The sequence below is a fragment of the Lysobacter daejeonensis GH1-9 genome (genome assembly GCF_000768355.1).
Taxonomy (GTDB): domain Bacteria; phylum Pseudomonadota; class Gammaproteobacteria; order Xanthomonadales; family Xanthomonadaceae; genus Aerolutibacter; species Aerolutibacter daejeonensis.
In genome coordinates, this window is sequence record NZ_AVPU01000010.1 from 57,017 (window position 1) to 82,106 (window position 25,090).

The 25,090-nt window shown below is 68.6% G+C and carries 16 protein-coding genes and 1 pseudogene; 5 read left to right on the forward strand and 12 right to left on the reverse strand.

The features are described 5' to 3' along the window. Positions 1-19 precede the first annotated feature (19 nt). The 12 genes and pseudogenes from leuD to thrA form a co-directional block, all read right to left on the reverse strand. A pseudogene (leuD, locus tag N800_RS07525) lies at positions 20-589 on the reverse strand (3-isopropylmalate dehydratase small subunit); the annotation flags it as partial. A gap of 39 nt (positions 590-628) precedes the next feature. Then, entirely contained in the window at positions 629-2,062 is a 1,434-nt protein-coding gene (gene leuC, locus N800_RS07530; RefSeq protein ID WP_036136627.1) for a 3-isopropylmalate dehydratase large subunit, read from the reverse strand. 35 nt (positions 2,063-2,097) lie between these two features. Continuing rightward, positions 2,098-3,669 (reverse strand): 2-isopropylmalate synthase, encoded by a 1,572-nt coding sequence (locus tag N800_RS07535; protein WP_036136629.1) that lies wholly within the window; start codon positions 3,667-3,669, stop codon positions 2,098-2,100. A 93-nt stretch (positions 3,670-3,762) separates the two neighbouring features. Continuing rightward, positions 3,763-4,971, reverse strand: coding sequence for a threonine dehydratase (locus tag N800_RS07540; protein ID WP_084087336.1), 1,209 nt, complete (start codon positions 4,969-4,971; stop codon positions 3,763-3,765). Beyond that, positions 4,964-5,890: an aminotransferase class IV gene (locus N800_RS07545; protein ID WP_052108013.1), complete on the reverse strand. Its 927-nt coding sequence runs from the start codon at positions 5,888-5,890 to the stop codon at positions 4,964-4,966. The genes N800_RS07540 and N800_RS07545 overlap by 8 nt, the downstream gene beginning before the upstream one ends. Next, positions 5,881-6,120: an ACT domain-containing protein gene (locus tag N800_RS07550; RefSeq protein ID WP_036136630.1), complete on the reverse strand. Its 240-nt coding sequence runs from the start codon at positions 6,118-6,120 to the stop codon at positions 5,881-5,883. Before N800_RS07550 ends, N800_RS07545 begins: the two co-directional genes overlap by 10 nt. Beyond that, entirely contained in the window at positions 6,101-7,792 is a 1,692-nt protein-coding gene (gene ilvG / locus N800_RS07555) for an acetolactate synthase 2 catalytic subunit (protein WP_052108014.1), read from the reverse strand. The genes N800_RS07550 and ilvG overlap by 20 nt, the downstream gene beginning before the upstream one ends. Then, positions 7,789-8,826, reverse strand: a complete 1,038-nt coding sequence (gene ilvC / locus N800_RS07560; protein WP_052108015.1) for a ketol-acid reductoisomerase — start codon at positions 8,824-8,826, stop codon at positions 7,789-7,791. The genes ilvG and ilvC overlap by 4 nt, the downstream gene beginning before the upstream one ends. A 55-nt stretch (positions 8,827-8,881) precedes the next feature. After that, complete coding sequence (gene ilvD, locus N800_RS07565) at positions 8,882-10,618, reverse strand: dihydroxy-acid dehydratase (RefSeq protein ID WP_036136631.1); 1,737 nt, start codon at positions 10,616-10,618, stop codon at positions 8,882-8,884. Positions 10,619-11,075: 457 nt separating this feature from the next. Next, positions 11,076-12,413, reverse strand: a complete 1,338-nt coding sequence (gene thrC / locus N800_RS07570; protein WP_232227568.1) for a threonine synthase — start codon at positions 12,411-12,413, stop codon at positions 11,076-11,078. Further along, positions 12,410-13,351 carry a homoserine kinase gene (locus N800_RS07575; RefSeq protein ID WP_052108016.1) on the reverse strand — a complete coding sequence of 314 codons (942 nt, stop codon included), beginning with the start codon at positions 13,349-13,351 and terminating at the stop codon, positions 12,410-12,412. Before N800_RS07575 ends, thrC begins: the two co-directional genes overlap by 4 nt. Then, positions 13,348-15,873, reverse strand: coding sequence for a bifunctional aspartate kinase/homoserine dehydrogenase I (thrA, locus tag N800_RS07580; RefSeq protein WP_036136636.1), 2,526 nt, complete (start codon positions 15,871-15,873; stop codon positions 13,348-13,350). Before thrA ends, N800_RS07575 begins: the two co-directional genes overlap by 4 nt. A 608-nt stretch (positions 15,874-16,481) precedes the next feature. On the opposite strand from thrA, the gene thiC reads away from it, so the two are divergent. The 5 genes from thiC to N800_RS07605 all read left to right on the forward strand — a co-directional run bounded on the left by thiC (position 16,482) and on the right by N800_RS07605 (position 24,991). After that, entirely contained in the window at positions 16,482-18,359 is a 1,878-nt protein-coding gene (gene thiC, locus N800_RS07585; protein WP_036136638.1) for a phosphomethylpyrimidine synthase ThiC, read from the forward strand. 3 nt (positions 18,360-18,362) lie between these two features. Beyond that, positions 18,363-18,593, forward strand: coding sequence for a hypothetical protein (locus tag N800_RS07590; protein WP_036136640.1), 231 nt, complete (start codon positions 18,363-18,365; stop codon positions 18,591-18,593). 37 nt (positions 18,594-18,630) lie between these two features. Further along, a complete protein-coding gene (locus N800_RS07595; RefSeq protein WP_084087338.1) occupies positions 18,631-21,000 on the forward strand; it encodes a winged helix-turn-helix domain-containing protein in 2,370 nt (789 codons plus the stop codon). Positions 21,001-21,146: 146 nt separating this feature from the next. Next, on the forward strand, positions 21,147-22,055 hold the full coding sequence (locus N800_RS07600; RefSeq protein WP_036136642.1) for a helix-turn-helix domain-containing protein: 909 nt from the start codon (positions 21,147-21,149) through the stop codon (positions 22,053-22,055). 50 nt (positions 22,056-22,105) lie between these two features. Further along, positions 22,106-24,991, forward strand: coding sequence for a TonB-dependent receptor plug domain-containing protein (locus N800_RS07605; protein WP_036136644.1), 2,886 nt, complete (start codon positions 22,106-22,108; stop codon positions 24,989-24,991). The last annotated feature ends 99 nt before the right edge of the window (positions 24,992-25,090 follow it).

The following is a 25,090-nucleotide window of genomic DNA, read 5'->3' on the forward strand; positions in this document are numbered from 1 at the left end:
CGTTACGCGCGGTGTCGTGCCGCGCAGCTTCAAAGCGGCTGATCGCCGGCGCCTGCTTGAGCAGGTAACCCAGCTGGTCCACACCTTCGATCAGGCAGGTCTGGGCGAAGGCGTCCAGCGGGAAGCGGAAAGTGCGGAAGTCCGGCAGCATCACTTCGCGCCGTGCGACGTCGATGTGCAGTTCCAGCCCGGGATTGGCCAGCAGTTCGTCGACGATCTTCTCTTCGAGCACCACGGGCAGCAGGCCGTTCTTCAGTGCGTTGCTACGGAAGATGTCGGCGATCTCGGCGCTGATCACCGCGCGCAACCCCAGGTCGCTCAGCGCCCACGGCGCGTGTTCGCGCGAAGACCCGCAGCCGAAGTTGCGGCCAGCCACCAGGATCGCCGCACCGGCGTTGGCCGGATCGTTGAACGGGAACTCGGGGTTGGGCGTGCCATCGGGCAACGTGCGCCAGTCGCTGAAGGCGTGCTGGCCCAAGCCTTGGCGCTCGGTGGTGGTGAGGAAGCGCGCGGGGATGATCTGGTCGGTATCGATGTTGCGCTCGCGCAGTACCACGGTGCGCGAGTGCAGTTGGGTGAAGGCGCTCATGGGCGGCGGTCCTCGGAATTCATGGGGGCAGGCGAGCGCTCAGGCGACATGGCGTTCGGCCTCGTGGCGGGTGAAGGTGCGCGGATCGGTGATCTCGCCAGTGACGGCGCACACGGCCGCGGTCAGTGGCGAGGCCAATACGGTGCGTGCGCCCTTGCCCTGGCGGCCCTCGAAATTGCGATTGCTGGTGGACACGGCCAGTTGGCCGGGTCCGACCAGGTCGCCGTTCATGGCGATGCACATCGAGCAGCCCGGTTCGCGCCACTCGGCACCGGCGGCGCGGACGACGGCGTCGATGCCTTCGGCTTCCGCGTCGCGCTTGACCTGCTCGGAGCCCGGCACTACCAGCAAGCGCACGCGTGGATGCACCTTGTGTCCGCGCAGCACCGAGGCCGCCACGCGCAGGTCGCTCAGTCGCGAGTTGGTGCAACTGCCAATGAAGACCACGTCGACCGGTTGCCCGGCGACCGGCGCATCCGCGGTGAAGCCCATGTACGCCAGCGCCTTGGCTTCGTCGCCACCGTTGGCCGCAGGCAGTGGCGCTTCGATGGTCGTGACCTGGCCCGGATGGGTGCCCCAGGTGACCGTCGGCGCGATGTCGCGCGCGTGGATGAACACCTCGCGGTCGAAGCGTGCGCCGGGATCGCTGTGCAACGTCCTCCACTGCGCAACGGCAGCGTCAAATGCTTCGCCGTGCGGCGCGCGCGGGGTGCGACGCAGGTAGTCGAAGGTGATGTCGTCCGGTGCGACCAACCCCGCGCGGGCGCCGGCCTCGATCGACATGTTGCACACCGTCATCCGCTCGTCCATCGACAAGGCACGGATGGCCGAGCCACGGTACTCGATGACGGAGCCGGTGCCACCGTTGACGCCGATGACGCCGATCACGTGCAGGATCATGTCCTTGGCCGTGACGCCGGGTGCCAGCTCGCCTTCGACGGTGATGGAGAGGGTTCTCGGCTTGCGCTGCAGCAGGCACTGGGTGGCCAGCACGTGGCCGACCTCGCTGGTGCCGATGCCGAATGCCAATGCACCAAACGCGCCATGCGTGGCAGTGTGGCTGTCACCGCAGACAATGGTCATGCCCGGTTGGGTCAGGCCCAGCTCGGGACCGATGACATGGACGATGCCACGGTATTCGCTGTCCAGGTCGAACAGTTCAATGCCATGGCGGGCACAATTGCGCGCCAGGGTTTCGACCTGTGCCTCGGCCTGCACGCTGTAGTACGGCAGCGTGCCGTCCGCGCGGCGCGGCAGCGTCGGGGTGGAGTGGTCCATCGTGGCCTTGGTGAGGTCCGGTCGCCGCACCGGCAGGCCGCGGGACTCGAGCTCGGTGAAGGCTTGCGGCGAAGTGACTTCGTGGATCAAGTGCAGGTCGATGTACAGCACCGCAGGCGCGGCGTCGCTTTCGGACTCGACCAGATGGGCGTCCCACAGCTTCTCGAACAGGGTCTTGGGGGTGGTGTCGGTCATGGGGGCGGGCGTCGGTAGGGGGGAGTTGGGCGATGTCATGCGAGGGCCACCTCGGGCAACGGGTGCTTGGCCCGATCGCCATGGCGCTGGCTTCGATGCACACGGTTGGCAACGTCCAGCCACGCCAGCGCACTGGCCTCGACGATGTCGGTGCTGGTGCCCGAGCCGATGTATTCGCGGTCGCCATGGTGCGCGGTGACGCGGGCCTGGCCTTGCGCGTCGTCGCCGGTGGTGACGCTGGAGACCTGGTAGTGGTCGACCTGCAACTGCAGCCCTGTCGCGCGCGACAGCGCGGCGAACAGTGCATGCACCGGACCATCCCCGACGGCCGCCTCGCTCAGCACCTGGCCATCGGGCTCGACCACCTGCACGCTGGCGGTGGGCAATGAGTCGCCGGTCGCGCCGGTGCTGACGTGCAGGCGTGCCAGCCGGTAGCCGCGAACGGGGGCGCCATCGCTGCCCAGCGCCAGTGCTTCCAGGTCGGCATCGAATACTTCGCGCTTCTTCTCCGCCAGCGCCTTGAACGCGCCGAACACTGCATTCAAGCGCGTTTCGTCCAACTCGAAACCCAGCGTCTGCAGCCGGTCTTTCAGCGCTGCGCGGCCGCTGTGTCGGCCCAGCACCATCTGCGACTGCGACCAGCCCACGGTCTCGGGGTGCATGATCTCGTAGGTGCCACGGTGCTTGAGCATGCCGTGCTGGTGGATGCCCGATTCGTGGGCGAACGCGTTCTGGCCGACGATGGCCTTGTTGCGCTGCACTGCCATGCCGGTGATGTGCGACAGCAGGCGCGAGGTGGGCACCAGCCGGCGGGTGTCGATGCCGGTGTGGGCGTTGTAGTAGCCACGACGCACGTTCAGCGCCATCACCAGCTCTTCCAGCGCACAGTTGCCGGCGCGCTCGCCGATGCCGTTGATCGTGCATTCCACCTGTCGCGCGCCGCCTTCGATCGCGGCCAGGCTGTTGGCCACGGCCAGGCCAAGGTCGTTGTGACAGTGCGTGCTGAACACCGCGCGCTCGGCACCGCGCACGTTGGCGCGCAGGTGCTCGAAGAGGGCGCGGATCTCGGCCGGAGTGGTGTAGCCGACGGTGTCGGGGATGTTGATGGTGCGAGCGCCGGCGGCGATCGCCGCGCTGCTGATCTCCACCAGGAAGTCGTGCTCGGTGCGCAGCGCGTCCTCGGCCGAGAACTCCACGTCATCCGCGTAACGGCGGGCGCGCTCCACGCCGAGGATCGCGCGCTCCAGCACCTGCTCGCGGCTCAGGCCCAGCTTGTGTTCGCGGTGCAGCGGGCTGGTGGAGATGAATACGTGGATGCGCGGCTTGTGTGCGTGCTCCAGCGCGCGGGCGCAGGCATCGATGTCGCCGTCGTGGCAGCGGGCGAGAGTGGCGATGGAGGCGTTGCGGACATCGCGGGCGATGGCCTGCACGCCTTCCAGGTCGGCACTGGAACTGGCCGGGAAGCCTGCCTCGATCACGTCCACGCCCAGCTCGTCCAGCGCGCGGGCGAAGCGCAGCTTCTGTGGCGCGGTCATGCTGCAGCCCGGCGACTGCTCGCCGTCACGCAGGCTGGTGTCGAATATGGTTACGCGGTCGTCGGCGTGCATACAGGGTGTCCGGGCGGTGGGGAACGGCGGTCGTGGGGTGCGGACAGCGGAAGCGGACGGAGTTGGAGTCGAAGCGCGTGCATGGTGGTTTCCTCAGGCGCAGGCCTGTGCTGTGAAAGGGGATGGCGAAGCGGCACGGAGGCAGGCGGTGGGATCGGGAACGGATTGGGCGCGACGGGCGGAGAGCGCCGCGATGGCGGGCTCCAGGATGTCGGCGCTGCGCACGCGCTGGCGCGGCTTGCGCGGCGCGCGCGGACGCACCTCGGACAGCAACTGCGCCAGCACGGCGGCGTCGATATTGCCGCCGGATACCACGGCGCACTTGCGCCTGCTGGCCACCCGACGGCCTGCGGCCAACGCCAGCGCACCTGCGCCTTCGGCGATGACGTGTTCTTCCAGCGCCAGCCGCACCAGCGTCTCGCGCAGTTCGGCTTCGCGCACCACCACGATGTCGTCGAGCAGGTCGTGCAGCACGCGCTGGGTCAGCTGGCCGGGTTCCTTGACCTTGACGCCGTCCGCCAGCGTTGCCGCCGATTCGCGCACGCTGTGGTCGCCGCGCAGCGCACGCGCCATCGAGTCCACGCCTTCAACCTGCGCGCCGATGATGCGTATGCCCTGCGATTTCAGCGCCAGTGCAACGCCGGCAGCCAGTCCGCCACCGCCGATCGGGACCAGCACGGTGTCGGGTGCGAGCGCGGCCATCTCCAGGCCAACGGTGCCCTGGCCGGCAATCACGTCCGGATCATCGAAGGCGGACAGCAGGCGGTAGTCGTTCTGCTGCGCCAGTGCCAGCGCGAAGGCCTTGGCCTCGTCGTAGTTGTCGCCGTGCAGGCGGACGGTGGCGCCCCAATGGGCGACACCGGCGATCTTGGTCTGCGGCGCGGTCCGCGGCATCACCGCGATCACCGGATGACGCAGGCGGTAGCCGGCCCAGGCAAGGCCCTGCGCGTGGTTGCCGGCGGAGGCGGCAACGATGGGGCGGTGGTCGCCGCGCTCGCGTGCGGCCAGCAGTGCGTTCATCGCGCCACGCACCTTGTAGGAGCCGGTGCGCTGCAGGTTCTCCAACTTCAGCCAACAGCCGAAGCGTTCGGCGAAGTGCAGCGGCGTGGCGGCCAGATGCGGGCGCAGCCGTGCCTGCGCGGCCAGCACGTCGGAGGCGGTAACACCCGCGGCCGAGCCCCGGGCGGCGGCGACGCGAGCGGCGTTCGTGGCATCACCCAACTCACGCGTGACGGTGCTGCCGCCAGCAGCGCCGGCATGATCCGCGCGTACATCGCCGACAGTGGCTGTGTCGTCAGACATGGGTCAACCACTCCGCGCGCCTGGCTTCCTCGCCATGGACCACGCGCTGGTACAGCGCGGCGACGTCGCGACCGACCCGGTCGGCTTCGAAACGCCGCTCCTCGATGCCGGCAATGCGCGCCACCTCGGCCGCGGTACCGACGATGAACACCTCGTCGGCCTGCTTCAGCTCGTCCAGCGTCACCGCGCGCGATTCGGCGCCGGTCAGCTTCAGCAGCGTGTCGCGGGTGACGCCCGGCAGCGCATCGCGGTGCTCGACGGCGGTGATCCGTCCATCTCGCACCATGAACACGTTGGCGCCGGTGCACTCGACCACGTAGCCGTCGGTGTCGGTGAACAGCGCTTCGTCGAAGCCCCGGCGCTTGGCCTCGTGCTTGGCCAGGATGGAGTTGATGTAGGCGCCGCCCAGCTTCAGTGGTGGCAGCGAGGTCGCCGGGTTGCGCCGCCAACTCGACACGGCCAGGCGCGCGCCTTCGCCGCCGATGTGCACCAGCGTGGGGAAGGTGGCGACCATCAGGTGCTGCGACTGCGGGCCCACATCCAGACCGATCGAGCCGGTGCCGCACCACGCCAGCGGACGGATGTAGGCGTCGCGATGGCCATTGCGGCGCAGCGTCGCCAGCGTGGCCTCGCTGGCCTGTTCGACGTCGAAGCGGATGCCCAGCAACTCGGCACCCTTGCGCATGCGCTCCAGGTGCTCGGGCAGGCGGAACACGGCCGCGCCGCCGTCGTCCAGTGCATAGCTGCGGATGCCCTCGAATACCGAGCTGCCGTAATGCATGGCATGCGTGGTCACCGGTGACTGCGGTGAATCGGCGTCGACGAAAGCACCATCCAACCATGCCTGTAGCGCGCGTGGCGCGGTGTCGTGGGCGGCCTGCTCCAGCGCAGCGGTTGCAGCGGTCTCGTTCAGCGACATGGCGAGACCTCGACGGCCAGGCAGTCATACAGCTTTTCCAGCTGCGACTGCAGCGAGTCGGCCGAGCGGTCGCCCTCCACCGCCAGGCGCAGGTGCCAGCGGTCGCCGTCGGATTGGGTTTCGCCGTCCACGCTGACGGGGCGGAAGCCGCGGCGCTCGGCGGTGCCCAGCACGCGGGTCAGGGCGCCTTCGGCGCGACGCAGGGTCAGGTCAAGTTGGTAGCGTTGCATGGCGCACCTCGCTGGCATGGGGACGGGGGTCGAACATCATCTGGGCGTTGTTGCGGTTGGGCGGGACCAGTGGCCACACGTTGGCCGCGGCGTCGATGGCGACGTGCAGCAGGGCCGGTCCGGGGGTGGCGAGCAACTGGCGCAGCGCGTCTTCCATCGACGCGGCCTGGTCCAGGTGGAAGCTCTTGATGCCGAAGGCCTCGGCCAGCGCGACGAAGTCGGGGTTGTCCGACAGGTCGGTCTCCGAGTAGCGCTCTTCGAAGAAGATCTCCTGCCACTGGCGGACCATGCCCAGGCGCTGGTTGTCGAGCAGCACGATCTTCACCGGCAGCTGATAACGGCCCAGCGTGGCCAGCTCCTGCACGTTCATCAGGAACGAGCCGTCGCCGCTGACGCACACCACCTGCGCGTCGCGGCACGCCATTTGCGCGCCGAACGCGGCCGGAAGGCCAAAGCCCATCGCACCCAGTGCGCCGCTGGTCAGGTGTTTGCGCGGGTCGTTGAAGCGCCAGTGCTGGGCCACCCACATCTGGTGCTGGCCAACGTCACAGGCGACCACGGCCGACGGCGCCAGCTCCGACAAACGCTTCAGCAGCGCCGGTGCGTACACGTCATCACCGGGTGCGTCATAACGCACGGCGTACTGGTGCTTGCGCTCCAGGCACTGCGCGCGCCATGCCGAGCACTCGGGCATCGCGGTGGCCAGCTGGTTCAGGCTGGTGCGCAGGTCGCCGCGCACGCCGACGTGGGCGTGGCGTAGCTTGCCGATCTCCGCCGCATCCACATCCAGATGGATGACCCTGGCGTTGGGCGCGAACTCGCTCAACTTGCCGGTGGCGCGGTCGTCGAAGCGCGCGCCGACCACCACCAGCAAGTCGGCCTCCTGCACGGCCAGATTGGCCTCGCGTGTGCCGTGCATGCCCAGCATGCCCAGGTTGAGCGCATGGTTGGCCGGCAGCGCACCGATACCGCGCAGGGTCAGCACGGTCGGCACCTGCGCGGCCTCGACAAAGGTGCGGAACTCGGCCACCGCATCGCCCAGCGCGATGCCGCCGCCACCGTAGACCACCGGCTTGCGCGCCTTCGACAGCAGATCCAGCGCAGCGACCAACGTCGCGCTGTCGGCATGCGGCACCGGGTCCACCGCGGCCGGCACGTGCGCAGCCAGATGCGCGGCATCCGCCACCTGCACGTTCTTCGGCAGGTCGATCAGCACCGGGCCGGGGCGGCCGGAACGCGCCAGGCGGAACGCCTCGCGGACCATCTCCGGCAGCTCATCGACGCTGCGCGGCAGGAAGCTGTGCTTGACGATCGGCAGGGTCATGCCGAACACGTCCACTTCCTGGAACGCATCGGTGCCCATCAGCGCGGTCGGCACCTGGCCCGTGATCACCACCATCGGCACCGAATCCAGCATCGCGTCGGCGATGCCGGTGATCAGGTTGGTGGCGCCCGGGCCGGACGTCGCCACGCACACCCCGACCCGTCCGCTGGCGCGGGCGTAACCGTTGGCGGCGAAGGCGGCGCCCTGCTCGTGGCGCACCAGGACGTGCTTCAGGCCGGAGCCGTACAGCGCGTCATAGAACGGCATGATCGCGCCGCCGGGGTACCCGAACAGCGTGTCAACGCCCTCCGCGGCCAGTGCGCGCACCAGCCACTGCGACCCGTTCATGCAGCGGCCTGCTCGGTTTTTGCGGCGGCGTTGGCCGCGGTGGATGACGCCGGCTGTGCGCTCGGTTGCGGGGCAGTCGACAGCCACGCCATCGCCGCGCGCAGCTTCTTGCCGGTGGCCTCGATCGGATGGTCGAGGTCGGCCTGCTTCATCGCCTTGTAGTTCGCGTTGCCGGCCTTGTATTCGGCGATCCACTGCCGCGCGAAGGTGCCGTCCTGGATCTCGGTGAGCACCTTCTTCATCTGCGCCTTGGTGTGTTCGTCGACGATGTACGGGCCGCGGGTGAGTGCGCCGTACTGCGCGGTCTCGCTGATGAACTCGTGCATGCGGGTGATGCCGCCTTCGTAGAACAGGTCGACGATCAACTTCAGCTCGTGCAGGCACTCGTAGTAGGCGACTTCGGGCTGGTAGCCGGCCTCGACCAGCGTCTCCCAGCCGGCCTGCACCAGCTTGGTCGCGCCACCGCACAGCACGGCCTGCTCGCCGAACAGGTCGGTCTCGGTTTCCTCCTTGAAGGTGGTCTTGATCGCGTTCTGGCGTGCGCCGCCGATGCCGCCGCAGTAGGTCAGCGCGAACTGCTCGGCCTTGCCGCTCTTGTCCTGGTACACCGCGTACACCGACGGCACGCCGCGGCCGATCTCGTACTCGCGGCGGACCAGCGCGCCCGGACCCTTCGGCGCGACGAGCACCACGTCGAGGTCGGCGCGCGGGGTGATCTGGCCGTAGTGCACGTTGAAGCCATGCGCGAACAGCAGGCAGGCGCCTTGCGCGATGTTCGGCTCGATGACGTCGGTGTAGAGCTGTGCCTGCACCATGTCCGGCGTCAACACCGCGACCAGCTCCGCGCCAGCGACGGCTTCGGCCGGCGTCTTGACGGTGAAGCCATCGGCCTTGGCCTTGATCTCGGTCGGGCCGCCGGGGCGCAGGCCGATCGTGACGTCGAAGCCGGAGTCGCGCAGGTTGAGCGCGTGCGCGCGGCCCTGGCTGCCGTAGCCGACGATGGCGATGCGGGGGCGGGAGGAGGGAGTGGTCATCGGAGTGTCCTGGTGAAAAGGGGAAGTGGAGCGGTGGAGGGAGTAGGGCGGTGCGTCAGGCGGATACCGCCTCACGGATCGGTGTTGCGGGCGCCGCATCGACCAGCGTTGCGGCGATGGCGCGGCCCTGCAGCGGGCCGGGCGCGGTAACCGCACCCTGCGAGGCCGAACTGACCAGCCGCGCGTACTTGGCCAGTGCGCCGGTGGTGACGCGCGGGGGGATCCGCTTGGGTTCACGTGCGGTCAGGTCGGCGTCCACGTCGATGCGACGCGTGGCCACATCGATCCGCACCGTGTCGCCTTCGCGCAGGCGCGCGATCGGGCCGCCGTGCGCGGCTTCCGGCGCGACGTGGCCCACCATGAAACCGTAGGTGGCGCCGCTGAAACGTCCATCGGTGATCAGCGCGACGTCATTGCCGAGGCCCTGGCCGACCAGCGCGGCGGTGACCGCCAGCATCTCGCGCATGCCCGGGCCGCCCGCGGGGCCTTCGAAGCGGATGACGATCACGTCACCGGCCTGGATCTGGCGCGCCTGCACCGCAGCGAAACAGGCGTCCTCGGAATCGAACACGCGCGCCGGCCCTTCGAAATGCGAACGCCCATGGCCGGCCAGCTTGACGATGCAGCCTTCCGGGGCCAGGTCGCCGTAGAGGATCGCGAAGCCACCGCTGGGCTTGAGCGGCTGCGCGACCGGGCGCACCACGTCCTGCGCGCCGAAGGCGGGCAGCGCGTCCAGTTCGGCGAAGAACGAGCGCCCGGTGACGGTGGGCACGTCCTCCAACATGTCGGCGGCGCGCAGTTCATGTGCGACCAGTGCGTTGCCGCCAAACGTGAACATCTCCGCCGCGGTGTAGCGGCCACCCGGCTTGAGGTCGGCGATCACCGGCGTGGCGGATGCGGACTGGAACTCCTCCAGCCCGAACTCGACGCCCGCCTCGTGGGCGATGGCCAGCAGGTGCATGGCGCAGTTGGTGGAGCCGGCGGTGGCCGACACCGCGCGCGCCGCGTTGCGCAGCGAGGCAGGGGTGACCAGTTGGCGCGGGGTGGCAGCGCCGTCGCGCAGGCGCTGCATCACCAGCTCGCCGCAGCGACGCGCGGCGGCGGGCTTGTCGGCGTGCACCGCCGGGATGTCGTTGGCCTGCAGCGGCGACAGGCCCAGGAACGTCAGCACCATCGCCATGGTGTTGGCGGTGAACTGGCCGCCGCATGCGCCCGCGCCGGGGCAGGCATGGGTCTCGACCTGGCGCAGGCCGGCGTCATCGATGCGCCCGGCGGCATGCGCGCCCACGGCCTCGAACACGTTCTGCACGGTCAGGTTCTGCGCAGTGCCGTCCTTCGCGTGGCACTGCCCCGGCATGATCGTGCCGCCGTAGAGGACGACGGTGGGGATGTCCAGGCGCGCCGCCGCCATCGCCGCGGCGGGGATGGTCTTGTCGCAGCCGACCAGCAGCACCATCGCGTCCAGGCAGTGGCCATTGACCGCGATCTCGATGGAGTCGGCGATCACCTCGCGCGAGGCCAGCGAATTGCGCATGCCTTCGCTGCCCATCGCGATGCCGTCGGTGACGGCGATGGTGTTGAACTCCACCGCGGTGCCGCCGCCGGCCTGGATGCCTTCGCGCACGTCGCGGGCCAAGTCGCGCAGGGTGATGTTGCACGGCGAGACGTCGGTCCAGGTGCTGACCACCGCGACCAGCGGCTTGGCGATCGCGGCGTCGTCCAGCCCGGTGGCGCGCAGCATGGCGCGTGCGGGGGCGTGGGCGGGACCGGCTTTGATGGCGTCACTTCTCACGAACTGGATTTCCTTGTTGGAAAGGTTCCAGGCCGCAGAAACGAAAAACCCCGCGCCTTTTTGGGGCGCGGGGTTCAGGTTCTGCTTCCTGGGCTGTTTGTCGGCTTGCTTTGCCTACACGTGCCCGAACCCCGCGCCTTTTAGGACGGTAATGAGGGTAATAAGTACGAGTACGAGGGCGGCGAGCATCAGGCCATCCGCGCCCGTCGCGCCGGTCGGCGCGATCGATAGGGTCTGCGGGTGGTTGCTGCGCTGCGTCATGGGACCGAGAAAACCATGCCGTCCGAAATGGTGTCAACAGTTGCTTTGGAAACTGGGCGCATTTGAGACCATCGTCTTATCCGACAACGCTCCGCGGCCAGGTGTGTGGCCGCTGGAGCCCATGAAATGCAGCGGAAAATACAGTTTCCGCGGCAACCGTCGCGGCCGGATGGTGGCGCGTATTCGTCGGGCGCCCTCAATCTGTGCGCATGCGGCGCAGCGCGCTGCACAACGCGGCATAGTCGTTAGGCAGCGGCTGACCTGACGCAGGCCAGCCGAGGGTTTCCGCCAGCGCCGGAGGTGGCTCGACCGGGTGTCCCACCAGCGGCTCGACGATGGCCTCGAACTTGGCCGGGTGCGCAGTGGCCACCACTGCCCACGGGCGCGTATCGCCGGCCGCACGCAACTGCTCCAGCACATGCAGGCCCGTGGCAGTGTGCGGACACGGCACCACGCCGTGCCGCGCGGGGGCCGTACGGACCGTCTCGCGGATGGTCGCGTCGTCCATCGCCGTGGCCGCGAAGCGCGAGCGCAGGTCGGCATCGTCCGGATGCCAATGGCGCAGGCGCTCGAAGTTGCTCGGTGCGCCCACGTCCATCGCGTTCGCCAGCGTGGCCCGCGTTGGCTGCGGGGCGTAGGCCTCGCCGTGGAAGTAGCGTGCCAACACGTCGTTGGCATTGGTCGCCAGGTGGATGGCACCCACCGGCAGGCCGATCAGCCGTGCCACGTGCGCGGCCGCGGCATTGCCGAGATTACCGCTGGGGATGATGAAGTTGAGCGGCCGGCCGTTCGCGGCAGAGAATCGGCATGCGGACTGCGCGTAATACGCCACCTGCGGCAGCAAGCGACCGAGGCTGATGCTGTTGGCCGAGCCCAGCGGCAGCTCGCGGCGGAACGCCTCGTCGGCCAATGCCTGCTTGGCCAGGCGTTGGCAGTCGTCGAAGGTGCCGGCCACGCGAAAGGCCTGCACGTTGTCGCCCCAGCATTGCAGGCCATGCGCCTGTCGCGGCGACACGCGCCCTTCCGGATACAGGATCGCCACCGAGAACCCCGGCCGGCGGTGGAAAGCGGAGGCCACGGCCGCGCCGGTGTCGCCGGAGGTGGCGACGACTATTGTCGTGGGCGGCGCATCTGGCGCGCGCAGGCGCGACAGCGCCTCGGCGAGGAAGCGTGCGGCGAAGTCCTTGAAGGCCGCCGTCGGGCCATGGAACAGCTCCAGCAGGTGATCACCGTCGCTGCGCAATGCGCGCAACGGGGCGGGCGGCGCGTATGCATGCGCGCAGATCGCACCAAGCGCGTCGCGCAGGCGCGACCCGCCGAAGAATGGCGCCAACACCTGCTCGCCCACGTCCGCCAGAGGCGCACCCGCGAGCGCCTCGATGTCCCAGCGTGGGGCGGGCAGCATGGCGGGCACGTACAGGCCGCCATCGGGTGCGAGTCCGGCGACCAATGCGGTATCGATCGATACCTCCGGTGCCTGGCCGCGCGTGCTGGCGAATGCCGGCGCGCCCTCGGGCGACATCACCGCGCTCATGTCAGTACTTCCGCACGCGGGCCGCGCACCGGCGAGACGTAGCTGCGCGCGGCGAAGCCAGCCTCGGCAAAACCGGCGCGCATCGCCGGGGCCGCAGCCTCCGCGGCCGCCTTCGACGCGAACCACGCGAACGTACTGGGCCCAGCGCCGGAAATGCTGGAACCCAATGCACCGTGGTCCAGCGCGGCCTGCTTCACCCGTGCGAAGCCGGGAATCAACGGCGCGCGGCGCGGCTCCACCAGCAGGTCCTTCAGTCCCTCGCCGATCATCGTGGCATCGCCGCGCTGCAAGCCGGTGAGGAACAGTGCCAGGCACGCACCATGCGCGACCACCTGCGACAGCGGGTAGGGATCGGCCAGCACCGCGCGCGCCCGGCGCGTCTCCAGCACCTGGTCCGGATGCACCACCACCGCGTGCAACCAGTCCGGTGCCTCCAGCGCCACCATGCGCGTCGCCGTGGCCAGCACCACGCCGCCGAGCAGCATCGGCGCGACGTTGTCGCCATGCCGACTGCCGCTGGCGACCGCCTCGCCGTCCAGCGAGTACCCATACAGCACCTCGCGCGACAACGGCGCATCCAACAGCGCGTTGGCGGCGACCAGCGCGGCCACGCAAGAGGCCGCGGAGCCGCCAAGGCCGGAGCCGAGCGGGATGCCCTTGTCCAGTTCCAGCTCAAGGCCGAAAGGCAGGGCCAACGCGTCGCGCAACGCGATCAGCGCCTGCCCCGCGGTATTGCGCGCCGCCTCCAGTGGAATGCCGTCCACGCCTTCCACCTCGCCGCGGATCGCGCGGATGCGCACGTCCGGCGCATCGATGCGGCGCACGGTGGCGACATCGCGCGGCCCTTCGATGGAATGGCCCAGCAGATCGAAGCCGACCCCGATGTTGCCCACGCTTGCCGGCGCGAACGCGCGGGCTTGGGTGATGCCAGAACTCATGCGCGTGCTCCCAGCGTCTGCGCTATGGACAGGATGTCGCCGAATACGCCGGCGGCGGTAACGTCGCGTCCCGCGCCCGGCCCCTGCACCACCAACGGGTTGGCGGCATAGCGGCGGGTGCGGAACTGGATCAGGTTGTCGGTCAGCTGGCTGTGCAGGCTCGCGTGCGAGGCCTCCGGCGTGACCAGACGGACACGCGCCTTGCCATCGCGGTCCAGTTGCGCAAGGTACCGCAGGCCAAGGCCTTGCTGTTGTGCGTGGGCGAAACGCGCCTGCATCGGCGCGTCCATCTCGCCCAGCCGGGCAAAGAACTCGTCGCGCGACACGCTACGCAGCGCCTCCGGCACCAGGCTCTCGACCTCCACGTCCTGCAGCGACAACGTGCGGCCGGCCTCGCGCGCGAGGATCACCAGTTTGCGCGCCACGTCGGTGCCCGACAGGTCGTCGCGCGGATCGGGCTCGGTGTAGCCCAACCGATGCGCCTCGCGCACCAACTCGGAGAAGGGCTGCGACCCGTCGAAGCGGTTGAACAGCCACGCCAGCGTACCCGACAGCACGCCCTCCACCTCGGTCAGCTCGTCGCCGGTGTCGATCAGGGAACGCAGCGTCTGGATCACCGGCAGGCCCGCGCCCACCGTCGCCTCGTAGCGGAACTGGCCACCGCTGCGGGCGGCCGCACGGATGGCCTGGTAGCGCGCCAGCGGCCCGCTGCCAGCCTGCTTGTTGGGCGTGACCACGTGGATGCCGGCGGCCAGCCATTCGGGATAGCGTTCGGCGATGGCGTTGCTGCCGCTGCAGTCCACGATCATCGCGTGCGGCAGGTGGTCGGCGCGCACATGCGCGACGAAGCGATCGAGGTCCAGTGCCTCGCCATCGGCCAGCGCGTCGGCGGCGGTGGCGGGGTCGAGTTGCCGCGCGGCCAGCAGCATGCGCTTGCTGTCGGCCACCGCACGCAGGCGCAGGTCGAGCTGGCGCTCGGGGCGCTGCTCGCAGGCAAACCGCGGCAACGCATCGGCGAACTGCTCCAGCAGTGCGCGGCCGACGTTGCCCGGCCCGATCAGCCCCACCGACAGCGTGGCCGGCGACAACCAGAACGCGGCGTGCACCGCCCGTAGCCCGCGTTGCGCATCCGCCCGCGCGATGGCCACCGAGATGTTGCGCTCGCTCGCCCCCTGCGCAATCGCGCGGATGTTGACGCGTGCCTGCGCCAGCCCCGCCAGCAGCCGTGCCGCCACGCCAGGTGTGCCCACCATGCCGTCGCCCACCGCGGCCAGCACCGCGATTTCGGGCGTGACGCGAACGCCCTCCACCAGCCCATCGGCCCTGGCGTCGGCGAAAGCGGCTTCGACCGCGGCACGCCCCGCGCCGGCCTGCGCCGCGCGCACCACGCAGCAGATCGAATGCTCGGACGAACCCTGCGAGATCATCGTCACGGACACACCTGCGCGGTGCAGCGCGGAGAACATGCGCTCCGCGGTGCCCGGCACGCCGATCAGGCCCGCGCCGCTCAGTTCCAGCACGGCCAGGTCGTCGACCAGGGTCAGGCCCTTGACCGGCGATGCGGCCGCCTGCGATTCGGCGGTGATCAGCGTGCCCGGCGCGGCGGGGTTGAGCGTGTTGCGGATGCGCAGCGGCAGGCCGCGCTGCATCGCCGGGGCCATGGTCTGCGGGTGTAGCACCTTGGCGCCGAAATACGCCAACTCGCAGGCTTCGGCGTACGACATCGAGGACAGGCACACCGCATCCGGCACCATCCGCGGATCGGCGGACAGCACGCCATCCACGTCGGTCCAGATGGTCAGTTCGCGGGCATCGAACAGCGCCGCGAAGATCGCGCCGGAGTAGTCGCTGCCGTTGCGTCCGAGTGTGGTGACACGGCCCTCGGCATCGCGCGCGACGTAGCCAGTGACCACCACGCGTGGCTGCGGATGTGCCTGCCGCCAGACCGCCAGGCGTTCTCGCGACTCCGCCCAGTCGACGCCGGCCCCGAGTTCACCGGGGTGCACGACGAGAACCTCGCGCGCGTCCAGGCAGGCCCAGCCTTGCGCCTCGCCACCGAGCGCGGTGTGCAGCAAGTGAGACGACCAGACCTCGCCGAGACCGGCAATGGTCGCGGCCTCTTCCGGTAGCAGGCGCCGGGCGTCGGCCGCTGCGTCGAGTTGGCGGCGCAGCGCGCCGAACGCATCCTCAAGCCAGGTCGCCGTGCCGGACGTGTCGGCCGGATCCAGTTCACGCGCTGCGGCGAGGTGGCGATCGGCCAGCGCGGCCCACGCATCCCGCCAGTCGTGGCCACCCGCAGCCGCGTGCGCCTGCCCGATCAGGCTGTCCGTGGTGCCGCGCATCGCCGATACGACCGCTATTTGCGCGGGGACGCCGTCCTCAGCCAGCAGGCGGGCGACATGGCGGTAATGCGCGGCGCTGGCCAGGCTGCTGCCGCCAAACTTGTGCGCGTGGCACACGGCTGCCGCCTGGACGGCCGCGGCGGCATCCTCGGCGTGGGGGGACGATTCGTTGAGGGACATGCGAAGGCTCCTGTTGAGCCCCGCCCCGGTCAGGTGCGTACTCCGCACCTGGTTCGGTGCGGAGCGGCGTGGTTCTGATTCAGCTGGACACGCCCGTCCGCACCATGGGAATGGTGGTACCGGTGGTGGTAATGGTGGTCGTCGACGCCGACACGCCCAGGTCCGCGGGGCCCTGGAGGCCGCGGAGGAGTAGCGTGGCGATGTTGCTGCGATGCGTCATGAGGGCAGGGGACCATGCCGCTTCTGGCAGTGTCAACAGTTACTTGAGCAACGGCGCCAGCGCTCTCCGAGGGCCAGATCCCGCCGAGCGGCGGGTTGCGGCCCCGGGCGGGCATGAGCAGTTCCTGCCGGCGTTCCGGAGGGCCCCCTGCCGACCGCCTTGGGCCCCGGACTGGCCCCCGCCGCCCACCCATGGTCAAATGCACCCCGAAGCGGGGGTACCGGCCGCCTGGGGCGCGCCGGTTGAGACACACCCTTCGAACCTGATGCGGTTGAGACCGCCGTAGGGAAGCTTCGCCGGACGCCCGCCGTCCCGCGCCGCCGCTTTGACGCGACCCCGTCGCCAACGCCGCATCCAGTGCGGCCTCCACCAGAAGCGGAACCATACGATGAACGCGGTGCCCTCCCAGCTGCAGCAGCAGGCCGAACAGCTTTCGGCCGACGTCACCCGCCCGATCCCGGGCTCGCGCAAGATCCACGTCGAAGGCTCGCGCCCCGACATCCGCGTGCCGATGCGCGAGATTGCGCTGGCGAAGACGCCGACCCTGTTCGGCGGCGAGGACAACGCGCCGCTGGCGGTGTACGACTGCTCCGGCCCCTACACCGACGCCAACGCCGACATCGACCTGGCCCGTGGCCTGGCCCCGCTGCGCGCCGCATGGATCGCAGAGCGCGGTGACACCGTGCAGCTCGATGGCCTGAGCTCCGAATTCGGCCGCCGCCGCGAGGCCGACCCCAAGCTGGATGCCGTGCGCTTCCGCCACCGTCCAGCGCCGCGCCGCGCCGTGGCCGGCGCCAACGTCACCCAGATGCACTACGCGCGCCGCGGGATCATCACGCCGGAGATGGAGTACATCGCCATCCGCGAGAACCAGCGCATCGAGGCCATCCGCGAGGCGCACCTGCTCCGCCAGCACGCCGGCGAGCCCTTCGGCGCCGCCATCCAGAAGCTGATCACCCCCGAGTTCGTGCGCGATGAAGTGGCGCGCGGCCGCGCCATCATCCCCAACAACATCAACCACCCGGAAAGCGAGCCGATGATCATCGGCCGCAACTTCCTGACCAAGGTCAATGCCAACATCGGCAACAGCGCCGTGTCCTCGGGCATCGCCGAGGAAGTGGAGAAACTGGTGTGGTCGATCCGCTGGGGCGCGGACACCGTGATGGACCTGTCCACCGGCAAGCACATCCATGAAACCCGCGAGTGGATCATCCGCAACTCGCCGGTGCCGATCGGCACGGTGCCGATCTACCAGGCACTGGAGAAGGTCGATGGCCGCGCCGAAGAGCTCAACTGGGAGATCTTCCGCGACACCCTGATCGAGCAGGCCGAGCAGGGCGTGGACTACTTCACCATCCATGCCGGCGTGTTGCTGCGTTACGTGCCGCTGACCGCCAGGCGCGTCACCGGCATCGTCAGCCGCGGCGGTTCGATCATGGCCAAGTGGTGCCTGGCGCACCACAAGGAAAACTTCCTCTACACGCATTTCGAAGAGATCTGCGAGATCATGAAGGCCTACGACGTGGCCTTCTCGCTGGGCGACGGCCTGCGCCCGGGCAGCATCGCCGACGCCAACGACGCCGCGCAGTTCGGCGAGCTGGAGACGCTGGGCGAGCTGACCCAGATCGCGTGGAAGCACGACGTCCAGACCATGATCGAAGGCCCCGGCCACGTGCCGATGCAGCTGATCAAGGAGAACATGGACAAGCAGCTGCGCGAGTGCGGCGAGGCGCCGTTCTACACGCTCGGCCCGCTGACCACCGACATCGCGCCGGGCTACGACCACATCACCAGCGCGATTGGCGCGGCGATGATCGGCTGGTTCGGCACCGCGATGCTCTGCTACGTCACGCCCAAGGAGCACCTCGGCCTGCCCAACAAGCACGACGTCCGCGAAGGCCTGATGGCGTACAAGATCGCCGCCCACGCGGCCGATCTGGCCAAGGGCCATCCCGGCGCGCAGGCGCGCGACAACGCGATGAGCAAGGCGCGCTTCGAGTTCCGCTGGGAGGACCAGTTCAACCTCGGCCTCGACCCCGAGCGCGCCCGCGAGTACCACGACGAGACCCTGCCCAAGGACGCGCACAAGTCCGCGCACTTCTGCTCGATGTGTGGCCCGCACTTCTGCAGCATGAAGATCACCCAGGACGTGCGCGACTTCGCCGCGGAACATGGGCTGGACGACGCCAAGGCGCTGGAGGCGGGCATGGAAGCGATGTCCGAGGAGTTCCGCGCGCAGGGTGCCGAGGTGTACCACAAGGCCTGAGTCTTGTCCGCCGGCCGTGCCCCGTGCGCGGCCGGTGATGCGTTTGGCGGGGTGATTGCCGCGCCGGCGGTATGGGTGGTGATGCGCAGCCCGGCGACGAAATGGATGGCATGGCTGATCGCCGTGCCCGCTGCACCGCTGACGGTGGTGGCGGTGCTGATGCCCGGTGGTCACGGCGCGACGTTGAGCCGTAACCTGAACGCGAGGCAACGCGCAGCGTCGTTTGGCACATGACGCAGTTCAGCTTCATCCGGAGAATTGGAACGTTTATATGTCCCAACCTCCCGGCCACCCCTTGAGCCTCTCTGACGGTATTCGCATCGGCGAATGCACCGTAGACGTGCCGCTGCGCGAGATCAACGCACCAGGTGCGCGACGATCCGTGCGCGTCACGCCCAAGGCGATGGCCGTGCTGCTGGTGCTGGTCGAGAACGCCGGCCGCGTGGTGCCTCGCGAGGCGCTTATCGCCCGGGTATGGCCGGACACCCTGCCCACCGACGACGTGCTGACCCAGGCCATCACGCAGTTACGCAAGGGGTTTGGCGAAAAGCGCGGCAGCACGCGTTACATCGAGACCATTGCCAAGTCCGGTTATCGGTTGTTGGCGAAGGTCGACGGGGCTTGGTCCGGCGCGACGCCAATTGCTGAAGCGTCTGGTGGTGAGGCATCGGCGGGATTGAAGCTGGACGAGGACGACGGGCACGAATCGACTCCATCGTCCGACGTGATCTCGATGGACCGCCCGGTGGCCATCGCCACCGCAACCGCGCAAACCCCTCCTGCCCGGTCACCACGCTTGCGCTGGCATGTACCGTGGCGCTCACCGCTGCCCTGGCTGGCCGCGATCATCCTGCTGCTGATTGGGGGGCTGACGGGCATCTGGTGGCTGCGCAGTGATCCCGTTGACCGCCATGAAGCGGCTGCGAGCTACGGTGCGCTTCCTGCGACGCCGGAACGGTCGTTGCTGTTGATCACCTCATCGCCGGGATACGAGTTGTCCCCCTCGCTGTCGCCGGATGGCGCGATGGTGGCCTACACCGCGACCCTGCCCAACCGGCTCGGCACGGTGGTGATGGTGCAGACCACCGCACAGGCCGTGCCCAAGCCCCTGAGCCTGCCGCCCTCCGGTGTTTCGGACCGGTTGCCGGCCTGGTCGCCCGATGGCCGTTCCATTGCGTTCTCGCGGCGCGACGGCGGCAATAATTGCCAGATCCTGATTGCCGCCGCGAACGGCGGCAGCGAGCGCCGCGTCGGGGCCTGCAACGGACTGGACGACCTGGGGTTCGACTGGACGCCGGACGGCCGGGGGCTGGTGTTCGGCAGCATGACGGAAAAAGGCCGCACCACCGGAATCCGCATCCTTGACCTCGCGACAGGGCATTGGCGCGCGCTCGAGTACGGATTCGACGGCCGCGACCTCGACACCGAACCGCGCTATTCCCCCGATGGCGAATGGATTGCCTTCGTGCGCAACCCACAGTTCGGAGACGTCTGGCGGGTGCCCGCCGGTGGGGGGCGCGCCGAGCGCCTGACGTTCCAGAGTGGGGAAATGCGCGGCTGGGATTGGCTGCCCGATGGCAGCGGACTGGTCTTTGGGCGGCGCATCAACGCCGAGACGCGCACCTATCGGCTGGACATCGCGTCTGGGCAGCTTCGAGACCTCGGCCTTGAGGACGCCCAATCACCGGACGTGGCCGCCAGCACCCCGGTCATGGCCTTTGTCCGCAGGCGCCCGGGTTTCGAGATCTATCGCGTCGACCCCACCAAGGCCGAAGGCCCGGAGGGTTTGGCCGGCAAGGCCCTTTTTGCCTCCACGGGCCGCGACACCCATCCCGCGATCGCGCCTGACGGGCATCAGCTGGTTTTCGCCTCCGACCGCTCGGGTCATTTCCACCTGTGGTGGGGCGATGTCGAGCACCCCGACAGCCTGCGGTTGATCGATGGGTTCCATCCCGAAGCACAGCGGATGCCCGAATGGTCACCGGACAGCCAGCACCTGCTTGCGGTGGGGACTGACCATGCCGGGAGGCGCGGGCTGTTTGAAGTAGCGGCCGCCAGTGGGCAGGTAAGCCTGCTGCCTGTGGCGTTGCCGGACCCTAACCAGGGGCTCTATCTGCCCGATCCAGGGCGACTTCTGGTGGGTGCCAGCGGCGAAGACGGCCGGATCGGGTTGTATCTGTTCGACCGGACCCGCACGCCTTGGCGTCAGCTTGCCTACTTGCCCGACGTGGCGCAGGCCAAGGTCGATTCCGCGCGGGGACGGGTGCTGTTTACCCGGTTCTCCGGTGACGGCTTGTGGTCGGCGGACCTGGCGCTGGCGCCGGGCTCCGTCCGCAAGGTGGTGGAGGGGGTGCCGCGTCGCTGGCTGTACCGCAACTGGAGTGTCGCCGCGGACGGCGCCATCGAATACCTCGATCAGGCGGTTGACTGCCGGAGCCGCCTGCGGCGGCTGGGGGAAAGCGCCACGGCCTTGTCGGAGTATTGCCTGCACTCAAGCCTCCCGTCATCGGTGGCCGGCTTCAGCGCCGACCCGCGCAGGAACGTGGTCTACGTCGCTTTGGCGGCATACGACGGCACGGACATCGCGCTGCAGCGATTGGATAGTTCACCAGTGCCCAATCAGCGCGTAGAAGGCAATTGATTGATTTTGAAGATGTTTATAGTTTCGTAAGTTCTTCGTGAAGGCCTTCGGCCAAATTTCGCACATTCCTACGCCTGATTTCCTGCATCCGCTTCCGGGATCAGGCAAATCCATCGACCAGTCTTGGCAAATGGTGGGGTGGTGGAATGGAGCACGTGCAGTGGGCGGACCGGGGACAGCAGGTCCAGCTCGGGCGTTCGGACAGCGAGGCGCCCGCGCTCTTTGCCGGAGCGTCGCGGTTGGGCTGCGCGCAGCTGACAAGCCCCAGCTTCTCGATCTGGGTACAGATCCGCGGCAGCGCCTGGGTCGAGGCGAAGGAAGGCAAGTTCCGCCTCCGTCGCGGTGACTGGGTGGCGCTGGACCGGGAGTCCCGGCCCACGGTGCAGACGGATCGGGATGGCCTCTGCGTGGGCCTGACCCTCGGTGCGGACGTATTGAAGGCCCTGGGCCAGTTCGCCGACCTTGGTCTGTATGCCGGCCGCGGCCAGCTCGATCTGCGCGAGTCCCGCGTCCTGCTGCACCTGTGGCACCAGGCCACCCGCCGGGCCGAAGCCGGGGAGGGCGTGGCGATCCAGGTGCTGCGCCCCGTCCTGCTGCACCTTGCTGCCCTGCAGCGGGACATCACGGCGCGCGTCGCGCACTGCCCGGGGCGTTCGCGCAGCCGCAAGCGCCAGGTGTTCAGCCGCCTGCAGCGGGCGCGCCTCTTCATGGAAGGCAACGCGGACCGGGTGGTCCGCATCGGCGAGCTGGCCGAGCTGACCAGTTTTTCCAGCTGGTACTTCTCCAAGACGTTCCAGGCGGTCTACGGCGAAAGCCCGCAGGCCGCCGCCGCGCGCATGCGCCTGGAGCGCGCCGCGGACCTGCTGGAAACCACCACGATGATGATCGGCGAGATCGCTGCCGCGAGTGGCTTTGACAACTGCTGCAGCTTCGCCCGCGCGTTCCGCGCCCGCTATGGAATGTCCGCCAGCGGGTATCGCACTGCGGCCTCCTCGACAGGATCGGCAAAGTCTCCCGGCGCTGCGGGCAAAGCGGCATTGCGCACCGGCACGTAATTTTGCAGAGCGCCTTAACGCGCCCGTAACGATCATTTGGAGAGAGATACATGAATTATCGCAATCCGCGTTCCGCCGTGCGGCTGGGCATGTTGCCCGCCGGCATCGCGATCGCGCTCGCCCCGGCGTTTGCTGGCGCGCAGGAGCAGGCCGACCAGAGTGCAACCACCCTTGACCGTATCGAGGTCACCGGTTCGCGCATCCGCGGCGCCGACATGGAAACCCAGCAGCCGATCATCACCATCGGCCGCGAGCAGCTGCAGCAGCAGGGCTTCGTTTCCGTGGCCGACGTGCTGCAGAACCTGACCTCGGCGGGTTCGCCGGCCATTGCGCGCGGCGAAGTGCTGGCCTCGGGCGAGAACGTGGGCGGCTACTACGTCGACCTGCGTAACCTGGGCGCCCAGCGCACCCTGGTGCTGGTCAACGGCAAGCGCCTGGGCGCCACCACCGGCGGCCTGCAGGACCTGAGCCAGATCCCGATGTCGGCCATCGACCGCATCGAAGTGCTGAAGGACGGCGCCTCGGCCATCTACGGCTCCGACGCCATCGCCGGCGTGGTCAACGTGATCACCCGCAAGCGCTTCGAAGGCGCAGAAGCCAATGCCTACTTCGGCCAGTACGGCGAAGGCGACGGCGACAAGCAGACCTACGACTTCACCATCGGCGCCGTGGGTGACCGTGGTGGCGTGACCGCCTCGGTCGAGTACTCGAAGGAAGATCCGGTGTGGGCCAAGGACCGCTGGTACAGCGCCTCGGGCAACGCCGGTCCGAAGTACCCGGGTTCGGGTTGGAGCGTGGTCAGCCAGAATGGTTCGTTCTGCAACCCGGCAGTTTATGACTGCACGAAGTCCTCTGCCGTGTGGATGACTTACGACGGCAGCGGTGACCCGACCGATCCGGCCAACTATCGTCCGCACGCTGCCGGCGACCGCGCGAACAGCAACGAGCAGATGATGGCGCAGACCGCCATCGAGCGTCGTTCGGTGTTCGTCAACGCCAACTACGACATCGTCGACAATGTCACGTTCAACGCTGACATGCTGTACAACCATCGCTCCACGCTGCAGCAGGTGGCGGGCTACCCGTACCAGTCGCAGGCGTTTGGTACCCCGCTGTCCGGTGAGAGTGCCTTCAACCCGTTCGGCCACGACATCGAGTTCCGCCGCCGCCTGTGGGAAGTGCCGCGCACCACCAACAGCGAGTTGGAAACCTACCGCTTCGCTGGTGGCTTCAACGGCTACTTCGAGATGGCCGGCCGCACGTTCGACTGGGACGTGGGCGCGATGATGAATCGCAACAACCTGACCAAGTTCGGTCACGGCGACATGAGCCTGCTGGCCAGCCCGCTGGCCCTGGGTCCGTCGTTCATCAATGCCGACGGCGTAGCGCAGTGCGGCACGGCAGCCAACCCGATCCCGCTGGGCACCAACCTGGGTAGCGGGGAATGCTTGCCGTGGAACCCGCTCCTGCCGTATGGCGTGGACGGCGCGGGCTCGCTGTCCGACCCGGCGCTGCAGGCGTTCCTGTTCCCGTACTACGCCGACACCGGCCGTACCACCACCACCAGCTACACCGCGAACCTGGCCGGTTCGCTGTTTGAACTGCCGGCCGGTGAACTCGGCTTCGCCGTTGGCGTGGAGCACCGCGAGGAAGACGGTCGTTTCGTGCCGGACGCCTTCAACCAGTCGGGCATGAGCACCGGGCTGCCGGCGACCACCACCCAGGGCGCCTACTCGCTCGACGAGGTGTACCTGGAGCTGAACATCCCGGTCCTGTCCGACCTGCCGTTCGCGAAGGAACTGACCTTCAACGTCGCCAGCCGCTACTCGGACTACAGCAACTTCGGCGACACCACCAACAGCAAGTTCGGCTTCACCTGGCGTCCGCTGGATGAGCTGCTGGTCCGCGGCACATACGCTGAGGGCTTCCGCGCTCCGACCATCGACAACCTGTACGGTGGCGTGGGCGGCAGCTTCGAGTCCTACACCGATCCGTGCGGCAGCACCTCCTCGGGCAACGTCGCCGGCAACGCGGCTTGCACCAGCGCCGGTGTGTCCCCGACCTACGTCCAGCTGGGCCAGGGTGGCGCGGTGTGCACCACGTTCCCGTGCCAGACCGGCTACCAGTTCCTGTCGGGCTCCAACCCGAACCTGACCCCGGAAACCGCCGAGAGCCAGACCATGGGCATCGTGTGGAGCCCGCGTTGGGTGCAGGGCCTGGACTTCAGCCTCGACTGGTACAAGGTCACCATCGAGAACGTGATCAGCTCCGACAGCGTTGATGACATCCTGGGCGATTGCTACCGTCTGGGCATCTCGGCACGTTGCGAAGGCATCGTCCGCGACCCGGCGAGCGGTGTCATCAAGTTCATGCAGTACGGCCTCACCAACAAGGGTGCGGTGGAAACCGAAGGCTACGACTTCGGCGTCAAGTACCGCCTGCCGGAAACCGCGTTCGGCAAGTTCAGCTTCGACTGGCAGAACAGCTACGTCAGCTACTACCGCATCAAGGCTGATGACGCGCCGGACACCGACTGGACCAACTACACCAGCCGTGGCCCGAACTTCCGCCTGCGGTCCAACCTGGGCGTCAACTGGGAAATGGGTGCGTTTGCCGCCAAGTGGACGACGCGCTACTACTCGGGCATGAGCGAAGCTTGCACCCGCGCCGCGGAATGCACCGATCCGCTGTACTCCTCGCCGGACACCAATGCCCCGGGCAAGGTGTACCCGCTGCGCGAAGTGGGCGGCAACGCGTTCCACGACCTGCAGGTCAGCTGGAAGGCTCCGTGGAACGCCACGGTTGCCATCGGCGCCAACAACGTGACCGACCACCAGGGTCCGATCATGTTCTCGGCTCCGAACAACCAGTTCCCGTACTACGGCGGCTTCGACATCGGTCGCTTCTACTACCTGAAGTACCAGCAGCGCTTCTGATCCCTCAGAGGTTCTGTGCGACACCCCGCCGCGGCCCCGAAAGGGGCCGCGGTTTTTCATGGGGCCTTGGGGCGGTCGGCCGGCGGTGTGTAGGATAGG